Origin of the sequence: Micromonospora lacuserhaii (assembly GCF_036902735.1) — a bacterium.
GTDB lineage: Bacteria > Actinomycetota > Actinomycetes > Mycobacteriales > Micromonosporaceae > Micromonospora.
In genome coordinates this window covers 120073-139806 of record NZ_JBAKHO010000008.1, presented here as the reverse complement: position 1 = coordinate 139806, position 19734 = coordinate 120073, and the positions used below count along the sequence as shown (strand labels likewise).

Annotated in this window: 15 protein-coding genes; 11 read left to right on the top strand and 4 right to left on the bottom strand. The window is 74.3% G+C overall.

Translation table 11 applies throughout. The annotated features are described in order from the left end of the window. Positions 1-108: 108 nt before the first annotated feature. From hisI to V6U81_RS08315, 3 genes are read left to right on the top strand one after another with little or no spacing between them, the layout of a single operon-like run. Complete coding sequence (gene hisI, locus V6U81_RS08325) at positions 109-528, top strand: phosphoribosyl-AMP cyclohydrolase (protein WP_420883995.1); 420 nt, start codon at positions 109-111, stop codon at positions 526-528. Beyond that, positions 525-2078 (top strand): anthranilate synthase component I, encoded by a 1554-nt coding sequence (locus V6U81_RS08320; RefSeq protein WP_334486231.1) that lies wholly within the window; start codon positions 525-527, stop codon positions 2076-2078. Before hisI ends, V6U81_RS08320 begins: the two co-directional genes overlap by 4 nt. A 55-nt stretch (positions 2079-2133) precedes the next feature. Further along, the gene (locus V6U81_RS08315) at positions 2134-2721 is read left to right on the top strand and encodes a Trp biosynthesis-associated membrane protein (RefSeq protein ID WP_334486228.1); all 588 of its coding nucleotides are present in this window, start codon (positions 2134-2136) and stop codon (positions 2719-2721) included. Here V6U81_RS08315 and V6U81_RS08310 read toward each other — a convergent pair. Beyond that, entirely contained in the window at positions 2714-2989 is a 276-nt protein-coding gene (locus tag V6U81_RS08310) for a hypothetical protein (protein WP_334486226.1), read from the bottom strand. The two genes, V6U81_RS08315 and V6U81_RS08310, sit on opposite strands and share 8 nt — an antisense overlap. A gap of 496 nt (positions 2990-3485) precedes the next feature. On the opposite strand from V6U81_RS08310, the gene trpC reads away from it, so the two are divergent. The 3 genes from trpC to trpA are packed head-to-tail and all read left to right on the top strand — an operon-like array spanning position 3486 to position 6367. Next, on the top strand, positions 3486-4289 hold the full coding sequence (gene trpC / locus V6U81_RS08305; protein ID WP_334486368.1) for an indole-3-glycerol phosphate synthase TrpC: 804 nt from the start codon (positions 3486-3488) through the stop codon (positions 4287-4289). A 38-nt stretch (positions 4290-4327) separates the two neighbouring features. After that, on the top strand, positions 4328-5560 hold the full coding sequence (gene trpB, locus V6U81_RS08300; protein WP_334486223.1) for a tryptophan synthase subunit beta: 1233 nt from the start codon (positions 4328-4330) through the stop codon (positions 5558-5560). A gap of 3 nt (positions 5561-5563) precedes the next feature. After that, entirely contained in the window at positions 5564-6367 is an 804-nt protein-coding gene (gene trpA, locus V6U81_RS08295; protein WP_334486220.1) for a tryptophan synthase subunit alpha, read from the top strand. A gap of 360 nt (positions 6368-6727) precedes the next feature. Here the strand turns inward: trpA and V6U81_RS08290 are convergent, their stop codons facing one another. Beyond that, a complete protein-coding gene (locus tag V6U81_RS08290; RefSeq protein ID WP_334486218.1) occupies positions 6728-7327 on the bottom strand; it encodes an NUDIX hydrolase in 600 nt (199 codons plus the stop codon). 102 nt (positions 7328-7429) lie between these two features. Between V6U81_RS08290 and lgt the strand changes: the two genes are divergently transcribed. Next, the gene (gene lgt, locus V6U81_RS08285) at positions 7430-8689 is read left to right on the top strand and encodes a prolipoprotein diacylglyceryl transferase (RefSeq protein ID WP_334486215.1); all 1260 of its coding nucleotides are present in this window, start codon (positions 7430-7432) and stop codon (positions 8687-8689) included. Between the two features lie 9 nt (positions 8690-8698). After that, the gene (locus tag V6U81_RS08280; protein WP_334486213.1) at positions 8699-9889 is read left to right on the top strand and encodes an FAD-dependent oxidoreductase; all 1191 of its coding nucleotides are present in this window, start codon (positions 8699-8701) and stop codon (positions 9887-9889) included. 4 nt (positions 9890-9893) lie between these two features. Here V6U81_RS08280 and V6U81_RS08275 read toward each other — a convergent pair whose 3' ends face one another. Further along, positions 9894-10736 carry a GNAT family N-acetyltransferase gene (locus V6U81_RS08275; protein ID WP_334486211.1) on the bottom strand — a complete coding sequence of 281 codons (843 nt, stop codon included), beginning with the start codon at positions 10734-10736 and terminating at the stop codon, positions 9894-9896. Between the two features lie 146 nt (positions 10737-10882). Between V6U81_RS08275 and gltB the strand changes: the two genes are divergently transcribed. From gltB to V6U81_RS08260, 3 genes are all read left to right on the top strand, one after another. Beyond that, positions 10883-15565, top strand: coding sequence for a glutamate synthase large subunit (gene gltB / locus V6U81_RS08270; protein ID WP_334486208.1), 4683 nt, complete (start codon positions 10883-10885; stop codon positions 15563-15565). Next, on the top strand, positions 15558-17090 hold the full coding sequence (locus V6U81_RS08265) for a glutamate synthase subunit beta (RefSeq protein WP_334486207.1): 1533 nt from the start codon (positions 15558-15560) through the stop codon (positions 17088-17090). The genes gltB and V6U81_RS08265 overlap by 8 nt, the downstream gene beginning before the upstream one ends. Positions 17091-17359: 269 nt before the next feature. Continuing rightward, positions 17360-17884, top strand: a complete 525-nt coding sequence (locus V6U81_RS08260; RefSeq protein ID WP_334486205.1) for a hypothetical protein — start codon at positions 17360-17362, stop codon at positions 17882-17884. A 157-nt stretch (positions 17885-18041) separates the two neighbouring features. Here the strand turns inward: V6U81_RS08260 and V6U81_RS08255 are convergent, their stop codons facing one another. Beyond that, the gene (locus V6U81_RS08255; protein WP_334486202.1) at positions 18042-19577 is read right to left on the bottom strand and encodes a M1 family metallopeptidase; all 1536 of its coding nucleotides are present in this window, start codon (positions 19575-19577) and stop codon (positions 18042-18044) included. Between the last annotated feature and the right edge of the window lie 157 nt (positions 19578-19734).

Below are 19734 nucleotides of genomic sequence, written 5' to 3'. Positions count from 1 at the left end.
GCTGCCGCGCTCGCCGACGGTCGGCTGGATCGGTACGTCTCCCAGTTGGGCCGGGCGGCCTGCGGCGGGGACGCCCCGCAGGTACCCGCGCCGCGTGCGGGACAATGGGTGACTGTGCCCGTAGCTGACCCTTCCCCGAGCGACGGCGGCACCGCCGGCGCGGTCCGCCCGTCCCGCCTCGACCCGGCCATCGCCGAGCGGCTGCGCCGCACCCCGGACGGCCTGGTCGCCGCCGTGGTGCGCCAGCACGACACCGGCGAGGTGCTGATGGTCGCCTGGATGGACGACGAGGCCCTGCACCGCACCCTGACCACCGGCCGGGCGACCTACTGGTCGCGCAGCCGGCAGGAGTACTGGGTCAAGGGCGCCACCTCCGGCCACCACCAGTACGTCCGCTCGGTGGCGCTGGACTGCGACGGCGACGCGCTGCTGGTCGGCGTCGACCAGGTCGGCGCCGCCTGTCACACGGGCCACCGGACCTGCTTCTTCACCGAACTGCTCGTCAGCTCCGAGGGGGCGCACTCATGACCGACGGCGCGCTCAGCCCCGACCTGGGCACCTTCACCGAGCTGGCCACCCGCTGGCGGGTGGTGCCGGTGACCCGCCGGCTGCTCGCCGACGCGGAGACCCCGGTCGGGGTCTACCGCAAGCTCGCCGGTGGCCCCGGCACCTTCCTGCTGGAGTCCGCCGAGCAGGGCGTCGGCTCCGCCGGGATGTCCTGGTCGCGGTACTCCTTCATCGGCGTCCGCAGCGGCGCCACCCTGGTGGAGCGGGACGGCGTCGCCGTCTGGACGGGCACCCCGCCGGTCGGCGTGCCCGCCTCCGGCGACCCGGTCCGGGTGCTCCGCGAGACGGTCGACGCGCTCGCCGGCCCGGTCTGGGACCCGGCCAGCGACATGCCGCCGCTGACCGGCGGCATGGTCGGCTACCTCGGGTACGACCTGGTGCGGCGCTTCGAGAAGCTGCCCACGCTGACCGATGACGACCTCGGCGTGCCGGAGCTGGGCATGATGCTCGCCACCGACCTGGTGGTCCTCGACCACTACGACGGCTCGGCGATCCTGGTCGCCAACGCGGTGCTGCCGCCGCTCGACGCACCGGACCGGGAGCTGCTGGTGGCGGCCGCGTACCACCACGCGGTGGGCCGGCTGGACGCGATGACCACCGCGCTGTCCCGACCGATTCCGCCCATGATCTCCACGGTCGCCCGACCCCCGGTCGAGGAGGTGCGCAGCCGCACCCCGGACGGCGGCTACCCGAAGGCGGTCGAGGCGGCCAAGGAGGCCATCCGGGCCGGCGAGTGCTTCCAGATCGTGCTCGCCCAGCGCTTCGAGCGGGACACCCACGCCGACCCGCTGGACGTCTACCGGGTGCTGCGCACCACCAACCCGAGCCCGTACATGTACCTGCTGCGCTTCGACGGGTTCGACATCGTCGGCTCGTCCCCGGAGGCGCACCTGAAGGTCAGCACCGGCCCTGACGGCGAGCGGCGGGCGCTGCTGCACCCGATCGCGGGCACCCGGCCGCGCGGCGCCACCGGGGCGGCGGACGCCCGGCTCGCCACCGAGCTGCTCTCCGACCCGAAGGAGCGTGCCGAGCACGTGATGCTGGTCGACCTGGGCCGCAACGACCTGGGCCGGGTCTGCCGGCCGGGCACGGTGGAGGTCCCGGAGTTCGCCACCATCGAGCGGTACAGCCACGTGATGCACATCGTCTCGACCGTGGTGGGCACGCTGCGTGCGGACCGGACCGCCTTCGACGCGCTCGCCGCCACCTTCCCCGCCGGCACGCTCTCCGGCGCGCCGAAGGTGCGGGCCATGGAGATCATCGAGGAGCTGGAGCCGGTCCGGCGCGGGCTCTACGGCGGCACGGTGGGCTATTTCGGCTTCGGCGGCGACCTGGACATGGCGATCGCGATCCGGACCGCGCTGATCCGCGACGGGCGGGCGTACGTGCAGGCGGGGGCGGGTGTGGTGGCCGATTCCGATCCTGCCGCCGAGGACCAGGAGACACGGAACAAGGCCGCCGCGGTACTCGCCGCGATCGCCGCCGCCGAGACCCTCCGGCCGGCCCGGTGAGCGCGAGGAGTGCAGCGCAGCGGAGCCCCGCAGTCGCGAACGAGAGGCGGGCCCGGTGAGCGCGGGGGACGCGGCGGCGCCCGACGCCGCCGCGCCGTCCGCGCGGGGCCGGCGGGAGCTGACGTACGCGGTGCTGCTCTGCCTGGCCGGCGCGGGCCTGGCCTTCTGGGCGGCCACCCGGACCTGGTCGGTGGAGGTCGTCGCCCGGGGCGGTCTGCCGGCGGCGCGGCAGGCGCGCACCGGGGCGGACCTGCTGCCCTGGCTCTCCGCGCTGGCCCTGGTCGGGCTGGCCGGCGGTGGGGCGGTGCTGGCCACCCGGGGCCTGACCCGGCGGGCGCTGGGCGTGCTGCTGGCCCTGCTGGGCGCGGCGGTGGCCGTCGGCGGCGGGTACGGCGTGCTGGCCGGGTTCGCCGGCTCGGTGAGCCGGCAGTGGCCGGCACTGTGCCTGGTGGGCGGGGTCTTGGCCGCCGTCGGCGGGCTGCTCACCGCGTTGCGCGGCGGCGGATGGCCGGCGATGGGCGCCCGCTACGAGCGGCCCGGCCGCTCCGGGCCGGAGCCGGCGACGGACGGCCCGGTCGCGGGGCGAAGCAGCCGCGAGGCGTGGGACGCCCTGGACCGGGGTGAGGATCCGACGGTCAGCTGACCGGCTGGCGCTCGCGCCGCTCGCGGCGGTCCCGGGCGGCGGCGCGGGCGGCGGCCAGCTCGGCGACGAGCCGGTCCAGCTCGGCCCGCTGGTCGGCCCGGGCCCGGTCGGCGCAGACCGCCTCCCAGGCGTTGCCGCGGGCGGTGCGGACCCGACCCTCGCCGACCACGGCGCGTTCCAACGTGTGCACCATCCCGACCGCCAGTGAGGCGACGGTCCGGGAGATGGTGGTGAGTCCGATGGTCTGGTTCGGTCCCGCAGTGGTCATTGGGTCACCCCGCACGAAGAGATTCCGACGGTGGACAGGCGCGTCATCGAGTCTGCCCGGAACCGATGCTGCCGGGCTCACGTTTCGCCCCGGTGACGGCCTGGTCAACTGTCCCTCAGGGGTGAACGACCTGCATAGGGCCGTTCCTCCTTGAGCTTCGTCACAGCCGCCCCGAGGGGTCGGGGCGCGTGCTGCGGACGGCGGCCGGACGTGATCTGATGGTCTATGGCCGACGGTCGATGCCCCGGGGCAGGTGCGGAAGCGGGTGGGGGTGACGCCGGTCGATGGGCGCGGTGGCGCTGCGTGACGTGGCGTTCACCGGAAGTCGGGCATCATGCCACAGCCCGTTCCGTGAGGAGCGCCATACCCCCGGCACCCGTCGCCGGGTGGCGCCACCTAGCATCGGCCCATGACACCCGGAGAGGGGAGTCCGTTGGTGACTGCTGAGCATGGGCACGCGGAGGCGAACGAGGCCGGTCCGGCAGCGTCCGGAAGCGTGCTGGACGAGATCCTGGCCGGCGTCCGCGAGGATGTGGCGCGGCGGCAGGAGCAGCTTCCGCTGGAGCGGATCCGCGAGCTGGCCGCGGCCGCGCCGCCCCCGCTGGACGCGTACGCCGCGCTGCGCAAGCCCGGGGTGGCCGTGATCGCCGAGGTCAAGCGATCCTCGCCGTCCAAGGGCCGGCTGGCCGAGATCGCCGACCCGGCCGACCTGGCCGGCCAGTACGCCTCCGGTGGGGCGCGGGCGATCAGCGTGCTGACCGAGGGCCGCTGGTTCGGCGGGTCGCTCGACGACCTCGCCGCGGTGCGGGCCGCGGTCAAGGTGCCGGTGCTGCGCAAGGACTTCGTGGTCTCCAGCTACCAGGTGCACGAGGCCCGTGCCCACGGCGCCGACCTGGTGCTGCTGATCGTCGCCGCGCTCGAGCAGAACGCGCTGGTCGGCCTCCTGGAGCGGATCGAGTCGCTGGGCATGACCGCGCTGGTCGAGGTGCACGACGAGGAGGAAGCCGACCGGGCCCTGGAGGCCGGCGCGCAGGTGATCGGGGTCAACGCCCGTGACCTGCGTACCCTGGAGGTCGACCGCTCGGTGTTCGAACGGATCGCGCCCGGCCTGCCCAGCAGCGTCGTCAAGATCGCCGAGTCCGGCGTGCGCGGCCCGCACGACCTGATCCGCTACGCCTCGGCCGGCGCCGACGCCGTCCTGGTGGGCGAGGGTCTGGTGACTCAGAAGAGCCCGCGTGAGGCGGTCGCCGAGCTGGTCAACGCCGGGAACCACCCGGCGACGCCCCGGCCGGTGCGCTGACCCGCGCCGACAGCCGTTCGCTGCGAGAGGACACCGCGATGAGCGCCACCCCGTCGGCCCCGGCCGGCCAGGTTCCCGACGCCGCCGGTCACTTCGGCCCCTTCGGCGGCCGGTTCGTCCCGGAGGCGCTGGTCGCCGCACTCGACGAGCTGGACGCGGCGTACCGCAAGGCGATGACCGACGAGGGCTTCCTCGCCGAGTTCGCCGCCCTGCTGCGCGACTACGCCGGCACCCCCTCGCTGCTCTACACCGCCGAGCGCTTCTCCGCGAAGGTGGGCGCGCGGGTGCTCCTCAAGCGGGAGGACCTGAACCACACCGGCGCCCACAAGGTGCGCAACGTGCTCGGCCAGGCGCTGCTCACCAGGCGGATGGGCAAGAAGCGGGTGATCGCCGAGACCGGCGCCGGCCAGCACGGGGTGGCCACCGCCACCGCCGCGGCCCTGTTCGACCTCGAGTGCGTGGTCTACATGGGTGAGGTCGACACCGAGCGGCAGGCGCTCAACGTGGCCCGGATGCGGATGCTCGGCGCCACCGTCGTGCCGGTCACCGCCGGCTCGCGCACCCTCAAGGACGCGATGAACGAGGCGATGCGCGACTGGGTGGCCAACGTCGACGACACGCACTACCTGATCGGCACGGCCGCCGGCCCGCACCCGTTCCCGGAGATGGTCCGGGACTTCGTCCGGGGCATCGGCGAGGAGGCCCGCCAGCAGTGCCTGGACCTCACCGGCGGGCTGCCGGACGCGGTCGCGGCCTGCGTGGGCGGCGGCTCCAACGCGCTGGGCATCTTCCACGCGTTCGTGCCCGACACCGGCGTCCGGCTGTACGGCTTCGAGGCCGGCGGCGACGGGGTGGAGACCGATCGGCACGCCGCGAGCATCACCGGCGGCTCCTCCGGGGTGCTGCACGGCGCCCGCACGTACGTGCTGCAGAACTCCGACGGGCAGACGATCGAGTCGCACTCGATCTCGGCCGGCCTGGACTACCCGGGTGTCGGCCCCGAGCACGCCTGGCTGCACGACACGGGCCGGGCCGTCTACTCGCCGGTCACCGACGCCGAGGCGATGGCCGCGTTCGAGCTGCTCTGCCGCACCGAGGGAATCATCCCGGCGATCGAGAGCGCACACGCGCTCGCCGGCACCATCAAGATCGCTCCGACGCTCGCCGCCGAGCTGGGCCGGGAGCCGGTCATCGTGGTCAACCTCTCCGGCCGGGGCGACAAGGACGTGCACACCGCCGGCGAGTACTTCGGCATCCTCGACAAGGAGTAACTGATGAGCCGGATCGGGGTGGCCTTCGACAAGGCCCGCGCCGACGGTCGGGCCGTGCTGGTCGGCTGCATGCCGGCCGGCTTCCCGACCGTCGAGGGCAGCATCGCCGCGATGACCGCCATGGTGGAGGCGGGCGTGGACGTCATCGAGGTGGAGATCCCGTACTCCGACCCGGTGATGGACGGCCCGGTGATCCAGAAGGCCAGCGACATCGCGCTGGCCGGAGGCGTTCGTACCGCCGACACGCTGCGCATCGTGGAGGCCGTCGCGGCCACCGGCGCGCCGGTGGTCACCATGACCTACTGGAACCCGATCGAGCAGTACGGGGTGGACGCGTTCGCCCGCGACCTGGCCGCCGCCGGCGGCACCGGTCTGATCACCCCGGACCTCATTCCGGACGAGGCCGGCGACTGGTTGGTCGCCTCGGACGCCCACGGGCTGGACCGCACGTTCCTCGTCTCGCCCTCCTCGACCGACGCCCGGTTGAAGATGACGGTCGAGCACTGCCGGGGCTTTGTCTACGCCACCGCGATCATGGGGGTCACCGGCGCCCGGGCACAGACGTCCAACGCCGCCCCGATCCTGGTCAACCGGGTGCGGGCGGTCACTGAGCTGCCCGTCGGGGTCGGGCTCGGCGTCGGCACCGGCGCCCAGGCCGCCACCGTGGCCGGCTACGCCGACGGCGTGATCGTCGGCAGCGCGCTGGTCCGCTGCGTGCTGGACGCCCCGGACTCCGCTGCCGGCCTGTACGCCCTGCGCACGCTGAGCGCCGAACTCGCCGAGGGCGTGCGCAACCCCGCCCGCTGACCCCGCCCCGCTCTGCAGTTCGCCCGCTCGGGCCCTGCTGCGTCGGCACGGCTCCGCGCCGAGCTGGGATGTCGCGTCGCGCGACCGGGGACCTGGTCGGTCGGGGCTGTGCCCAACTGTCGGGCGTGTCGCCCCCGGCCGCCACTTCTCGCCGTGAGCGGTATGACTCAGCGTCATAAATATGCCGCAGAGTCATACCGCTTCTAGAGACGAGCGGGGGGTAGGTATCACGGTGCGTGACGCCCCGCCGTGCTGACCCAGGAGCCGCGCCGATCCAGGAGCCGCGCCGATCCAGGAGCCGCGCCGATCCAGGAGCCGCGCCGGGTCAGGAGTGACGCCGGGTCAGGAGCGGGCGCCGGGTCAGGAGCCGCGTCCAGCGGCGGGCGCGCCGCGCGGAGTGGGTGCGGTGGTCGCGCCGCCGCTGGTTCGAGCGCCCGCCCCGCCGGCGGTGGTCTCCGCCGAACCGGTGCCTGGCCTCGCCGGGACGGCGGCCGGAGCGGCCCCGCCGGCGCCGTCGGGGCGGAGGTCGCGGAGCACTCCCGCGCGCCCGGCCGCCGCGTCGGCGACCGCCGCCCGGGTCACCGGCGTCACCGCACCGGGCAGCCGCGCCGGGTCGTGCCAGGCGATCCGGCAGCCCTCCGGGGGCTCCCCGGCCGGCGTCGCGCCGGGACGGGCCCGGAAGACGTGCACCAGCACGTCGGGTGGCGACCCCGGGTCGCCGGCGCCGGGACGCGCGCAGCCCGACCCGGTGAGGTGGTAGATCCCGACCAGGTCGGCGACCTCGATCCGGCACCCGGTCTCGGCGTGGATTGCGTCGGCAATCGCGCCCACCGGGCACTCCGGGCGACGCAGCCGGCCACCGGGGAGCGCCCACCGGCCGCCCGGCTCGCGCCGGCAGAGCAGCACCCGGCCCGCCCCGTCGGTGACGACCGCAGCGACCGCCCAGGTGAGCGTGCTCATGACGACGAGCGTACGGAGGGGGACACCGGAAGTCATGCGTCGCGCGAACCGCGCCGGACCGGGGTGCCGCGAGAGCGGTCGACAACGGTAGCCTGTGCACCCGTGACCCTCGCCTCCATGACTCCCCAGGCCGCGCTGCCGAGTCCCACCACCGCGGTCTGGCAGCTCGGGCCGGTGCCGATCCGGGCGTACGCGCTCTGCATCATCGCCGGCATCGTGGTGGCCTGCCTGGTCACCGAGCGGCGACTGCGCCAGCGCGGCGTCGCCCCCGGCGCGGTGCTCGACATCGCCGTCTGGGCGGTGCCGACCGGCATCATCGGCGCCCGGATCTACCACGTGATCACCTCGCCGGAGAAGTACTTCGGCACCGGCGGTGACCCCTGGAAGGCCTTCGCCATCTGGGAGGGCGGCCTCGGCATCTGGGGCGCGGTCGCCGGTGGGGCGATCGGCGCCTGGATCGCCGCCCGGCAGCTCGCCATCCCGCTGACCGTGGTCGCCGACGCCCTCGCGCCCGGCCTGCCGCTGGCCCAGGCGATCGGCCGGTTCGGCAACTGGTTCAACAACGAGCTCTACGGCGGCCGGACCACGCTGCCCTGGGGCCTGGAGATCCACCGGATGGACCCGGACAACCCCGGGCACGCGCTGCGCGACGACGCCGGCCAGCCCATCCTGGAGCCGGGCCTCTACCACCCGACCTTCGCCTACGAGGCGCTGTGGAACATCGGCGTCGCCGCCCTGGTCTTCCTCGCCGACCGGCGCTTCCGGCTCGGCCGGGGCCGGGCCTTCGCGCTGTACGTGATGGGCTACACCGCCGGCCGGTTCTGGATCGAGCTGATGCGCAGCGACGAGGCCAACCGGATCCTCGGCGTCCGGCTCAACGTCTGGACGGCCGGCCTGGTCTTCCTCGGCGCGTTGATCTACTTCCTGCGGGTCCGGGGCCCGCGCGAGTACCTCGTCCCGATCGGGCTGCCGGCCACCCCGACCCCGGCCACCGGCGGCGACGTCTCCCAGGTCGACCTCTCCCACACCGGGGACGGGCCGCGGGCGGTGGCCCCCGAGGGCTACCGGGTGGTCGACGAGGAGCAGTTCCGGGCGTACCGGGAGACCGGAGCGGTGCCCGACGAACCCGCCGCCGTTTCGACCGGCAACGAGCCCACGACGACCGGTGACGAGCCGACCGAGCCGACCGGGACCGACGCCGATCGGGCGACCGACGCCGATCGGGCGACCGACGTCCACTCGGCGACCGACGCCGACCCGGCGGCCGGCGCCGACGGGGACGACGTCCGGAACGCGGACGTGCCGGAGCGGGACGACCGGGCCGGCGCCGCCGGCGGCCGCCCCGCCGACCGGGACAGCTGAGCGGCCCGCGTGCGTACCGCGGTGGTGGTGGGTGCCGGACTCGGCGGCCTGGCGGCGGCCGGCGCGCTGGCCCGCTCCGGCTGGCAGGTCACCCTGCTGGAGCGGGGCGACCGGGTCCGCCCGGAACCCACCGCGGTGGTGCTCTGGCCGAACGGGGTGCGCGCGCTGCATGCCCTCGGCCTCGGCGCCGGGCTGGACGCGATCGCCACCCCGTTGCCGGACACCGGGGTACGCCGCCCGGACGGCCACTGGCTGGTGCAGCCCCGGCCGACGCCCGCCGACCGGATGCCGGTGGTGGTGCACCGGGAGGACCTGCACGACGCCCTGATCGCCGGCCTCGGCGACCGGGTCGAGCTGCGGACCGGGACGGCCGTGGACACCGTCCGGGCCGTCGCCGGGGAGCGGCCCGCCGTGGGCGTCGGCCGACGGCTCGTCGAGGCCGACCTGGTGGTCGCCGCCGACGGGATCCAGAGCGCGGTACGCCGGCAGCTCGCCCCCGAGGCGACGGTCGTCAGTTCCGGCTGCGCGGCCTTCCGCGCGGTGATCCCCTGGTACGCGGCGCCCCGGCTCCCGGCCGACCAGCCGGTCGGCGGGGAGACGCTCGGGGCCGGTTACCGCTTCGTCGCGGCCTCGCTGGGCGAGCGCGGCTCCTCCGGCGGCTCCCGCCGGGGCGGCATCTACTGGGTGGCCACCACCGCCGGCGCGCCCCGCCCCGAACCGCCGGAGACCCAGCTCGCCCTGCTCAAGCGCTGGTACGCCGGCTGGCCCGCCCCGATCGGCGAGCTGCTCGACGCCACCGACCCGGCCGACCTGGTCCAGCAGGAGGTGCGGGAGCTGCGGCCACTGCCGAAGGCGTACGGCTTCCCGGCCGGACCGGGCGGTGTGGTGCTGCTCGGCGACGCCGCGCACGCCATGCCGCCGCACCTGGGGCAGGGCGCCTGCCTCGCCTTCGAGGACGCCGCCATCCTGGCCTCGCTGCTGCGCGAGTCCCGGCTGCCCGACGCCGTGCAGGCGTACGACCGGCTGCGCCGCCCCCGCGCGGCCACCGTGGTCCGGCAGACGAGGCGGATGTCGGCGGTCCTGCAGGCCCGCGGCCGGCTGGCGCTTCGCGCCCGCGACGCCGCCCTCGGCACGATCAGCCCCCGGCTGCTCTCCAGCGCCGCCTCCGCCGCGGCCCAGTGGCGCCCCCCGGCCCCCTGACCCGTCAGATCAGGGCGGCGGGTTCGGCGATGCAGGCGGTGCCGACGCGGCGGAAGCCGACCCGCAGGTAGACCCGGGCGATCTCCTCGCTGCCGGCGGAGAGGAAGATCAGGTCGGTGCCGGCGGCGCGCAGCTCGCGGGCGATGGTGGCGGTGACCGCCGCGCCCAGGCCGCGCCGGCGGGCGGCCGGCAGCGTCGCCACCCCGGCGATCTCGGCCACGTCGCCGACCCGCATCGCCATGCCGCTGGCCAGCGCGCCGTCCTCGGGCGTGGCGGCCAGCACCGACAGCCGCCGGCCGTCGGCGATCCGGGCCCGCTCCTCGTCCAGCGCCGCGACGTCCAGCTCGGTGATCGCGGCGTCCCGCTCGGCCGGACCGGCCTCGCCCCGGGCGGTGCCGGCCGCGGCGAAGCCGACCGCGGCGACCGCGCGCCGGGCGGCCACGTCGGCCGGGAAGCCGTCCGCGGCGGGGTCCAGCACCCGCACGGGTATGTCGGTGAGGGTCGCCGGGTCGGGCAGCGCGGCCGGGTCGAGCACCATCAGCGGCGCCTCCAGCGCGCGCAGCCCCGCGGCGCGGGCCGTGGCCAGCAGGTCCGGGGTGACCTCGTGGACCCACTCCAACGCCTCGGGCAGGCCCAGTTCCCGCTGCCGTTCCCGGACGGCGGCCACGTCGGCCGGCGAGGGCGGCGTGCGGGCGTCCAGCCGGGGACGGGCGTAGAAGGGCCAGCCGGGCCCGTCCCGGACGAACAGCACCAGCGAGCCGTACTCCTCGCCGTGCGCCGCATCGCGGGGCACCGCGTCGTAGAAGTGTTCCAACCGGGCGAACAGCTCACTGTGCAGGTGATCCACCGCGCGAGACTACACGTCCCAGAGTCTGGAAGGTGTGATCAATCCGCACTGGCCTTGCGGGGGTCGCCCTAACGTAGACTCAATAAACCGCCAAGGGCCGACGTCGTCCCGACCATGATCCAACCTGAGTGACGACAGGAGGCCCGGTGGCCTTTCCGTACCCTCTGAGCCCGCAGTCGGCCCCGCCCGCGACCGGTCTGTACGACCCGGCGTACGAGCACGACGCCTGCGGCGTGGCCTTCGTGGCGGATCTGTACGGTCGGCGATCGCACCAGGTCGTCGCCCGCGGCCTCGGTGCCCTGTGCCGCCTGGACCACCGGGGCGCCCGGGGCGCGGAACACAACACCGGTGACGGTGCCGGCATCATGATCCAGGTGCCGGACGAGTTCCTGCGCGCGGTGGTGGACTTCCCGCTGCCCCCCGCCGGCCAGTACGCCACCGGCCTGGTCTTCCTCCCCGACGACGACGCCGACGAGGCCCGTGCCCGCCGGGTGGTGGAGAAGTACGCCCTGGTCGAGGGCGCCGACCTGCTCGGCTGGCGGGACGTGCCGACCGACCCGAGCGGGCTGGGTGAGACCGCGCTCGCCGCGATGCCCCGGATCCGGCAGGTCTTCCTGGCCGCGCACCGGCTCACCGGCGGCCCGGCCGGCCCCTCTGGCTCCCCGCTGACCGGCCTCGACCTGGACCGGGTGGCGTTCTGCGTCCGCAAGCAGGCCGAGCGGGAGAGCACCGAGCGCGGCGTGCCGGCGTACTTCCCGTCGCTGTCGTCGCGGACGATGACCTGGAAGGGGATGCTCACCCCGGACCAGCTGCCGGCGTACTTCCCCGAGCTGACCGACGAGCGGGTGTCCAGCGCGATCGCGCTGGTGCACTCCCGGTTCTCCACCAACACCTTCCCGTCCTGGCCGCTGGCCCACCCGTACCGGTTCATCGCGCACAACGGTGAGATCAACACCATCCGCGGCAACCGGAACTGGATGCAGGCAAGAGAGTCGATGCTCAGCGGCGGGTCCTCAGCCGCCGGCGGGGCCGGCGGTCACGTGCCCGGCAACATCCGGCGGATCTTCCCGGTCTGCACCCCCGGCGCGTCCGACTCGGCCAACTTCGACGAGGTCCTGGAGCTGCTGCACCTGGCCGGCCGGAGCCTGCCGCACGCGGTGCTGATGATGATCCCCGAGGCCTGGGAGAACGACCCGGGGATGCGCGCGGACAAGCGGGCGTTCTACCGGTTCCACGCGAGCCTGATGGAGCCGTGGGACGGCCCGGCGTCGGTCGCCTTCACCGACGGCGAGATCGTCGGGGCGGTGCTGGACCGCAACGGCCTGCGTCCGGGCCGCTGGTGGCGCACCTCCGACGGCCTGGTCGTGCTCGGCAGCGAGGCCGGTGTGCTCGACCTGGACCCGGCCACGGTGGTCGCCAAGGGCCGGCTCCAGCCCGGCAAGATGTTCCTGGTCGACACGGTCAACCACCGGATCGTCTCGGACGACGAGATCAAGACCGAGCTGGCCGCCGCCCGGCCGTACGGCGACTGGCTGCACGCCGGTCTGATCGACCTGGGCGACCTGCCCCCGCGTGAGCACATCGTCTACACCCACGACTCGGTCCGGCGCCGCCAGCAGACCTTCGGCTACACCGAGGAGGAGCTGAAGATCCTGCTCGCGCCGATGGCCCGGGTCGGCGCGGAACCGATCGGCTCGATGGGCACCGACACGCCGATCGCCGCGCTGTCGACCCGGCCGCGGCTGCTCTACGACTACTTCCACCAGCTCTTCGCCCAGGTCACCAACCCGCCGCTGGACGCCATCCGTGAGGAGTTGGTGACCAGCCTGTCGTCCACCATCGGGCCGGAGGGCAACCTGCTCGACCCGGGCCCGGCGAGCTGTCGGCAGATCGTGCTGCCGTACCCGGTGATCGACAACGACGAGCTGGCCAAGATCCTCTCCATCGACGAGGACGGCGACCTGCCCGGTTTCAAGGCGGTCCGGGTCTCCGGGCTCTACCGGGTCCGCGACGGCGGGGCCGGCATCAAGGCCCGGCTGACCGAGATCTGCCGGCACGTCTCCGAGGCGATCGAGGACGGCGTGCGGATCCTGGTCCTGTCGGACCGGGACTCCAACGCCGACCTGGCGCCCATCCCGTCGCTGCTGCTCACCGCGGCGGTGCACCAGCACCTGGTCCGGGAGCAGACCCGCACCCAGGCGGCGCTGATCGTGGAGTCGGGCGACTGCCGGGAGGTGCACCACGCGGCGGTGCTGATCGGGTACGGCGCGGCGGCGGTCAACCCGTACCTGGCCTTCGAGTCGGTGGAGGACATGATCGCCACCGGCGCGCTGGTCGGGACGGATCCGGCCAAGGCGGTGCGCAACTACGTCAAGGCGCTCGGCAAGGGCGTCCTGAAGATCATGTCCAAGATGGGCATCTCGACCGTGTCGTCGTACTGCGGGGCGCAGGTCTTCGAGGCGGTCGGCCTGGACACCCGGCTGGTCGAGCGCTACTTCCGGGGCACCCCGAGCAAGATCAGCGGCATCGGGCTGAACGAGATCCACGCCGAGGTGGCCGCCCGGCACTCGCTGGCCTGGCCCGCCCCGGGCGCGGAGAACTCCGACCGGCTGGAGGTCGGCGGCGAGTACCAGTGGCGCCGCGAGGGCGAGCTGCACCTGTTCAACCCGGAGACGGTCTTCCTGCTCCAGCACGCCACCCGCAGCCGGCAGTACGACGTGTTCCGGCAGTACACCGCCAAGGTCGACGAGCTGGCCGCGCAGGCCGGCTCGCTGCGCGGGCTGTTCAGCCTGCGGACCGGGGTGCGCCCGCCGGTGCCGCTGGACGAGGTCGAGCCGGCCACCGAGATCGTCAAGCGGTTCGCCACCGGCGCCATGTCGTACGGGTCGATCTCGGCCGAGGCGCACGAGACCCTGGCCATCGCGATGAACCGCCTCGGCGGCAAGTCCAACACCGGCGAGGGCGGCGAGGACGTCGAGCGGCTGCACGACCCGGCCCGCCGCTCCGCGGTCAAGCAGATCGCCAGCGGCCGGTTCGGGGTGACCAGCGAATACCTGGTCAACGCCGACGACCTCCAGATCAAGATGGCCCAGGGCGCGAAGCCCGGCGAGGGCGGCCAGCTGCCCGGGAACAAGGTCTGGCCGTGGATCGCCCGGACCCGGCACGCCACCCCGGGCGTCGGCCTGATCTCGCCCCCGCCGCACCACGACATCTACTCCATCGAGGACCTCGCCCAACTGGTGCACGACCTGAAGTGCGTCAACCCGGCCGCCCGGGTGCACGTCAAGCTGGTCAGCGAGGTCGGCGTGGGCACCGTCGCGGCCGGCGTCGCCAAGCTCAAGGCCGACGTCATCCTGATCTCCGGCCACGACGGCGGCACCGGCGCGTCCCCGCTCAACTCCCTCAAGCACGCCGGCACCCCCTGGGAGCTGGGCCTGGCCGAGGCGCAGCAGACCCTGCTGCTCAACAAGCTGCGCGACCGGGTCACCGTGCAGGTCGACGGCCAGCTCAAGACCGGCCGGGACGTGCTGGTCGCGGCGCTGCTCGGCGCCGAGGAGTTCGGCTTCGCCACCGCCCCGCTGATCGTCGAGGGCTGCGTGATGATGCGGGTCTGCCACCTGGACACCTGTCCGGTCGGCATCGCCACCCAGAACCCGGTGCTGCGCGAGCGGTTCACCGGCAAGCCGGAGTTCGTGGAGAACTTCTTCCTCTTCCTCGCCGAGGAGGTCCGGGGCTACCTCGCCGAGCTGGGCCTGCGCTCCATCGAGGAGGCGATCGGCCAGACCGAGCTGCTCGACGTCGTCCCGGCGGTGCGGCACTGGAAGGCGCACGGGCTCGACCTGGCCCGCGTACTCCAGCTGCCGGAGCTGCCCGCGGGCGCGGCGCGCCGCGGCGTGCGGGCCCAGGACCACGGCCTGGAGCTGGCCCTGGACAACGAGCTGATGGCCCTGGCCCAGCCGGCGCTGCGCGACGGCAGCCCGGTCCGGGTGGAGGTGGCGGTGCGCAACGAGCACCGCAGTGTCGGCGCGATGCTCGGCGGCGAGGTGACCCGCCGCTTCGGCGGCGCCGGCCTGCCGGCCGACACGATCGAGTTCCTGCTGCGCGGCACCGCCGGCCAGTCCTTCGGCGCGTTCCTGCCGCGCGGGGTGACCCTGCGGCTGCACGGAGACGCCAACGACTACGTCGGCAAGGGGCTCTCCGGCGGGCGGATCATCGTCCGCCCGGACGCCGCCGCGCCGTTCGTCGCGACCGAGGCCGCCGCCGGCCAGCGGGCCGAGGACCAGATCATCGCCGGCAACACCATCCTGTACGGGGCCACCGGCGGCGAGCTGTTCCTGCGCGGCAGGGTGGGGGAGCGGTTCGCGGTGCGCAACTCCGGCGCGGTGGCCGTCGTCGAGGGCGTCGGCGACCACGGCTGCGAGTACATGACCGGCGGCACCGTGGTGGTGCTCGGCGAGACCGGGCGCAACTTCGCCGCCGGCATGTCCGGCGGCACGGCGTACGTGCACCGGCTGGACCGCGACCGGGTCAACGCCGAGCTGGTCGACCTCACGCCGCTGAGCGACGACGAGCGCGAGCTGCTGCACGAGCTGGTGCAGCGGCACGTCGCGGAGACCGACTCGGCGGTCGGCGCCGAGCTGCTCAAGCACTGGTCGGAGGCGGTGGAGGAGTTCACCGCGGTGGTACCCCGGGACTACCGCCGGGTGGTGGAGATCATGCGGGCCGCCGAAGCCGCCGGCCGCGACGTCGACGACGCGGTCATGTCTGCGCTGGCCGCGCCGGTGCCGCCCGCGCCGCGGACGGTGGCCCAGGAGGTGGCTCGTGCCTGACCCGAACGGTTTCCTGCGCTACGACCGGCGGCTGCCGGCCCGCCGCCCGGTGCCGGTGCGGATCACCGACTGGCGTGAGGTCTACCCGCCGGCGGGGGAGGAGCTGATCCGCGAGCAGGCCACCCGCTGCATGGACTGCGGCATCCCGTTCTGCCACGACGGCTGCCCGCTGGGCAACCGCATCCCGGACTGGAACGACCTGGTCCGGACCGGCAACTGGGACGCCGCGGTGGAGTCGCTGCACGCCACCAACAACTTCCCCGAGTTCACCGGCCGGCTCTGCCCGGCGCCCTGCGAGGCCGCCTGCGTGCTCGGCATCGGCGGCGGGCAGCCGGTCACCATCAAGCAGGTCGAGGTGGAGATCGCCAACGCGGCGGTGGCCCGGGGTGGGCTGAAGCCCCGCCCGGTGCCGCCGCCCACCGGCCGGTCGGTCGCCGTGGTCGGCTCCGGGCCGGCCGGACTCGCCGCCGCCCAGCAGCTCGCCCGCGCCGGTCACACCGTCACGGTCTATGAGCGTGACGACGCGATCGGCGGCCTGCTGCGGTACGGCATCCCGGACTTCAAGCTGGAGAAGCAGCACATCGACCTGCGGCTGGCCCAGCTCGCCGCCGAGGGCGTGCGGTTCCGCACCGGGGTGAACGTCGGGGTCGACGTCACCGCCGAGCAGTTGCGCGCCGAGCACGACGCGGTGCTGCTCGCCTGCGGGGCGCTGCAGGGTCGGGACACCCCGGAGACGCCGGGCCGGGAGCTGCGCGGGGTGCACCAGGCGATGACCCACCTGGTCGCCGCCAACCGGGTGGTCGCCGAGGCGGCTGCGGGGCAGCCCGGCGCCGACGGTGACGGCAGGCCGGCGCCGGCCGTTCTGCCGGACGGCACGCCGATCGACGCCGCCGGCAAGCACGTGGTGATCATCGGTGGTGGGGACACCGCCGCGGACTGCCTGGGCGTCGCCCACCGTCAGGGCGCGGCCGGGGTGCACCAGCTCGACCTCTACCCGGAGCCGCCGCACGACCGGGACGCCGACCGGGATCCGTGGCCGACCTGGCCGTGGGTGCTGCGCAACTACCCGGCGCACGAGGAGGGCGGCGACCGGGTCTTCGCGGTCGCCGTGCAGGAGTTCGTCGACGACGGCACCGGCCAGGTCAAGGGCGTCCGGATCGCCGAGGTGACCGTGGAGAAGCGGGACGGCCGGCGGATCGTCACCGCGCTGCCCGGCTCCGAGCGGGAGCTGCCGGCCGACCTGGTGCTGCTCGCCATCGGCTTCGAGGGCACCGAGCAGCAGCCGCTGCTGACCCAGTTCGGCGTGACCCGCAACGCCCGGGGCGCGGTCGACTCGGGGCCGGACTGGCAGACCGACGCCGACGGGGTGTTCGTCGCCGGTGACATGCACCGGGGTGCGTCGCTGATCGTCTGGGCCATCGCCGAGGGGCGGGCCGCCGCCGCGGCCATCCACTCCTACCTCGGCGGGGTCGGCACGTTGCCGGCCCCGGTGGACCCGGCCCGGCAGTCGCTGGCCGCGCGCTGAGCCGCCCGGGTGGCGGGTCCGGTCGACGTACCGGACACGTCACCCGCAGCACGAGGGGCGACCGACCGTCCGGCGCGATCCGCGGCGGGGCCCGGAGGAACTGGTCGGGCGCTACCAACCTGATGTCGTGGACGAATCAGGGGAGGCGGTTGCCGCCCGCCCGGGACCGGGCGGCAACCGCGCGCGGTGTGAGCGACGGCATGCCTTCCGCGGCCAGGTCGACTCGTTCCGGGAGTCCCCACCACGATGATCATCGTTACGCTACGGGGATGGAGATCGAGGAGCGCCTGCGGCGGACCCGTCGATGGCTGTGGATCGTCGTGGTGGGGCTCTTCCTCAGCGGGGTGACCGCGTTCCCGCTGGAGATCGAGGTGCGCTGGCTGCTGCGAGCGCTGGATCCGCTGGCCGGACAGTACCCGGAGCTGGTCACCTGGATCGGGCGGGTCCACACCGGATTGGTCGAGACCGGTGACCGCTACCCGTTCATGCTCTACGGCACCGACTGGCTGGCCTTCGCCCACCTGGTGCTCGCGGTGGCCTTCTGGGGGCCGCTGCGCGACCCGGTGCGCAACGTCTGGGTCGTCCAGCTCGGCATGATCGCCTGCGTCGGCATCGTACCGCTGGCACTGATCTGCGGCCCGATCCGGGACATCCCGTGGTTCTGGACCCTGGTCGACCTGTCGTTCGCCGTCGGCGCCTTCCCGCCGCTGTGGTTCGCCTACCGGCACATCCGCGCGATCGAGGTGGCCGGCGGCGCCCCGGCGACCTCGCCGGTGGCCAGCGCGGCGTCCTGACGGCACCGGGTCTACCAGGGGCGATTCGTCCACGACATCAGGTTCGTAGCGTCCGGGTCGCGGCCGCCGTCGTGGCTCCGGATGCCGAGGGCGCCGGCGGCGCCGCGCGGCCGGTGCCCGCCCCGAACTCCGGGGCGGGCACCCGACCGGCAGCCGGTCAGCGCGCCAGGAGTTGGTGCGCCTCGCGGATCTTCGTCCACGACGCCGGCTGGGCCGGCGCGGCCGTCACCCGAGCGGCTGTGGCGAGCTCCGGGCGGCCGGGGGTGAAGAGCCAGGTGGTGAAGAGGCCGTCCAGGTCCAGCCCGGAGATCCGCTCGGCGAGCGCCTGGAACTGCGCGGTGGTGCCGTTGCCGTACCGGTGCTCGGCCGTCCACGCGGGCAGGATCTCGAAGAACGCGTCGTCGCCGACGGCGAGCCGGAGCTGGTGCAGGGCCATCGCACCCCGGTCGTAGACCGCGTCGTCGAAGACCCGGTCGGCGCCCGGGTCACCCGGCAGCACCTGCCAGAACTCGGAGTCGGCCGGGTAGCCGGCGTAGGTGAAGTCGAAGAGCTCCTGCGCGGTGCCCTCACCCTGCTCCTCCGACCAGAGCCACTCGGCGTACGAGGCGAAGCCCTCGTTGAGCCAGATGTCGCGCCAGTCGGCGACCGAGACCGAGTCGCCGAACCACTGGTGGGCGTTCTCGTGCACGATCACGAACGGGTTCGCGCCGCGGCGCCAGAAGCTCGGGCCGTACACCGGGCGGGTCTGGGTCTCCAGTGCGAAGCCGATGCCGTCGATCGGCCCGGCCACGCCGCCCTGCGCCTCGAACGGGTACGGCCCGAAGAGGCCGCTCTCCCAGTCGACGACCTCCGCGGTCCGCTCGATGCTGGCCCGCGCCGCCGGCCCGCGCTCGCCCAGCGTGGTGCTGTACGCGTTGACCACCGGCTGCCCGTTGGGCGCGGTGTCGGTGACGATGTCGTACTGCCCGATGGCCAGGAACGCCTGGTAGGTGGCGCCGGGCCTGGTGCTGCGCCAGCTCCACCGGAACCGGTTGCTGGCCTCGGCCAGCGGCGCGCGGGGCTGCACGCCGTTGCTGACCACCTCGACCCCGGCGGGCACCGACACGGAGATGTCGAAGGTGGCCTTGTCGAGCGGGTGGTCGTTGGCCGGGAACCACCACCAGGCCGACTCCGGCTCGTTCACGGCGAGCGCGCCGTCCTCCGTACGGGTCCAGCCGGTGTAGCCGTTGACCAGCGTCTCCGAGGGGACGCCCGCGTACTTCACCACGATGGTGAGCAGCTGGCCCTTCGCGATGGGGCGCGGGGTGGTGACGACCAGCTCGTGCACGCCGTCGCGACGGAACGCGGCCGACCAGCCGTTGACCCGGACCGACTCGACGTCGAGCAGGAAGTCCAGGTTGAACCGGGAGAGGTCCTGAGTGGCCCTCGCCAGGATGGTGGTGGTGCCGGTGAGCCGGTCGGTGGCCGGCTCGTAGCGCAGGCGGACGTCGTAGTGGTCGACGTCGTACCCGCCGTTGCCGTAGTCGGGGAAGTAGCTGTCGCCCAGGCCGGGGCTGCCGGGTGTCGGCGCGGCCGCGACCGGGACCGGCCGGCCCCAGCCCGGTAGGGCGGCCTGGCCGGGGGTGCCGGGCAGCAGGGTGCCGGCGGTGGTGACGGTCAGGGCGGCGATGGCCGCCGTGAAAGCACGTCGCACGGGGTGGACTCCCTCCGTCGGGGTGTTCGCACCGTCAATTTAATCGACAGTTGTGAACGTGTCTGGCCCGTCCGGCGTGATCACCTGTTCACTTGATCTAAATGTTTCGATAGGATTACCGACCAGTAACAACCTTTGGCCACGCGCGCGGCACGAG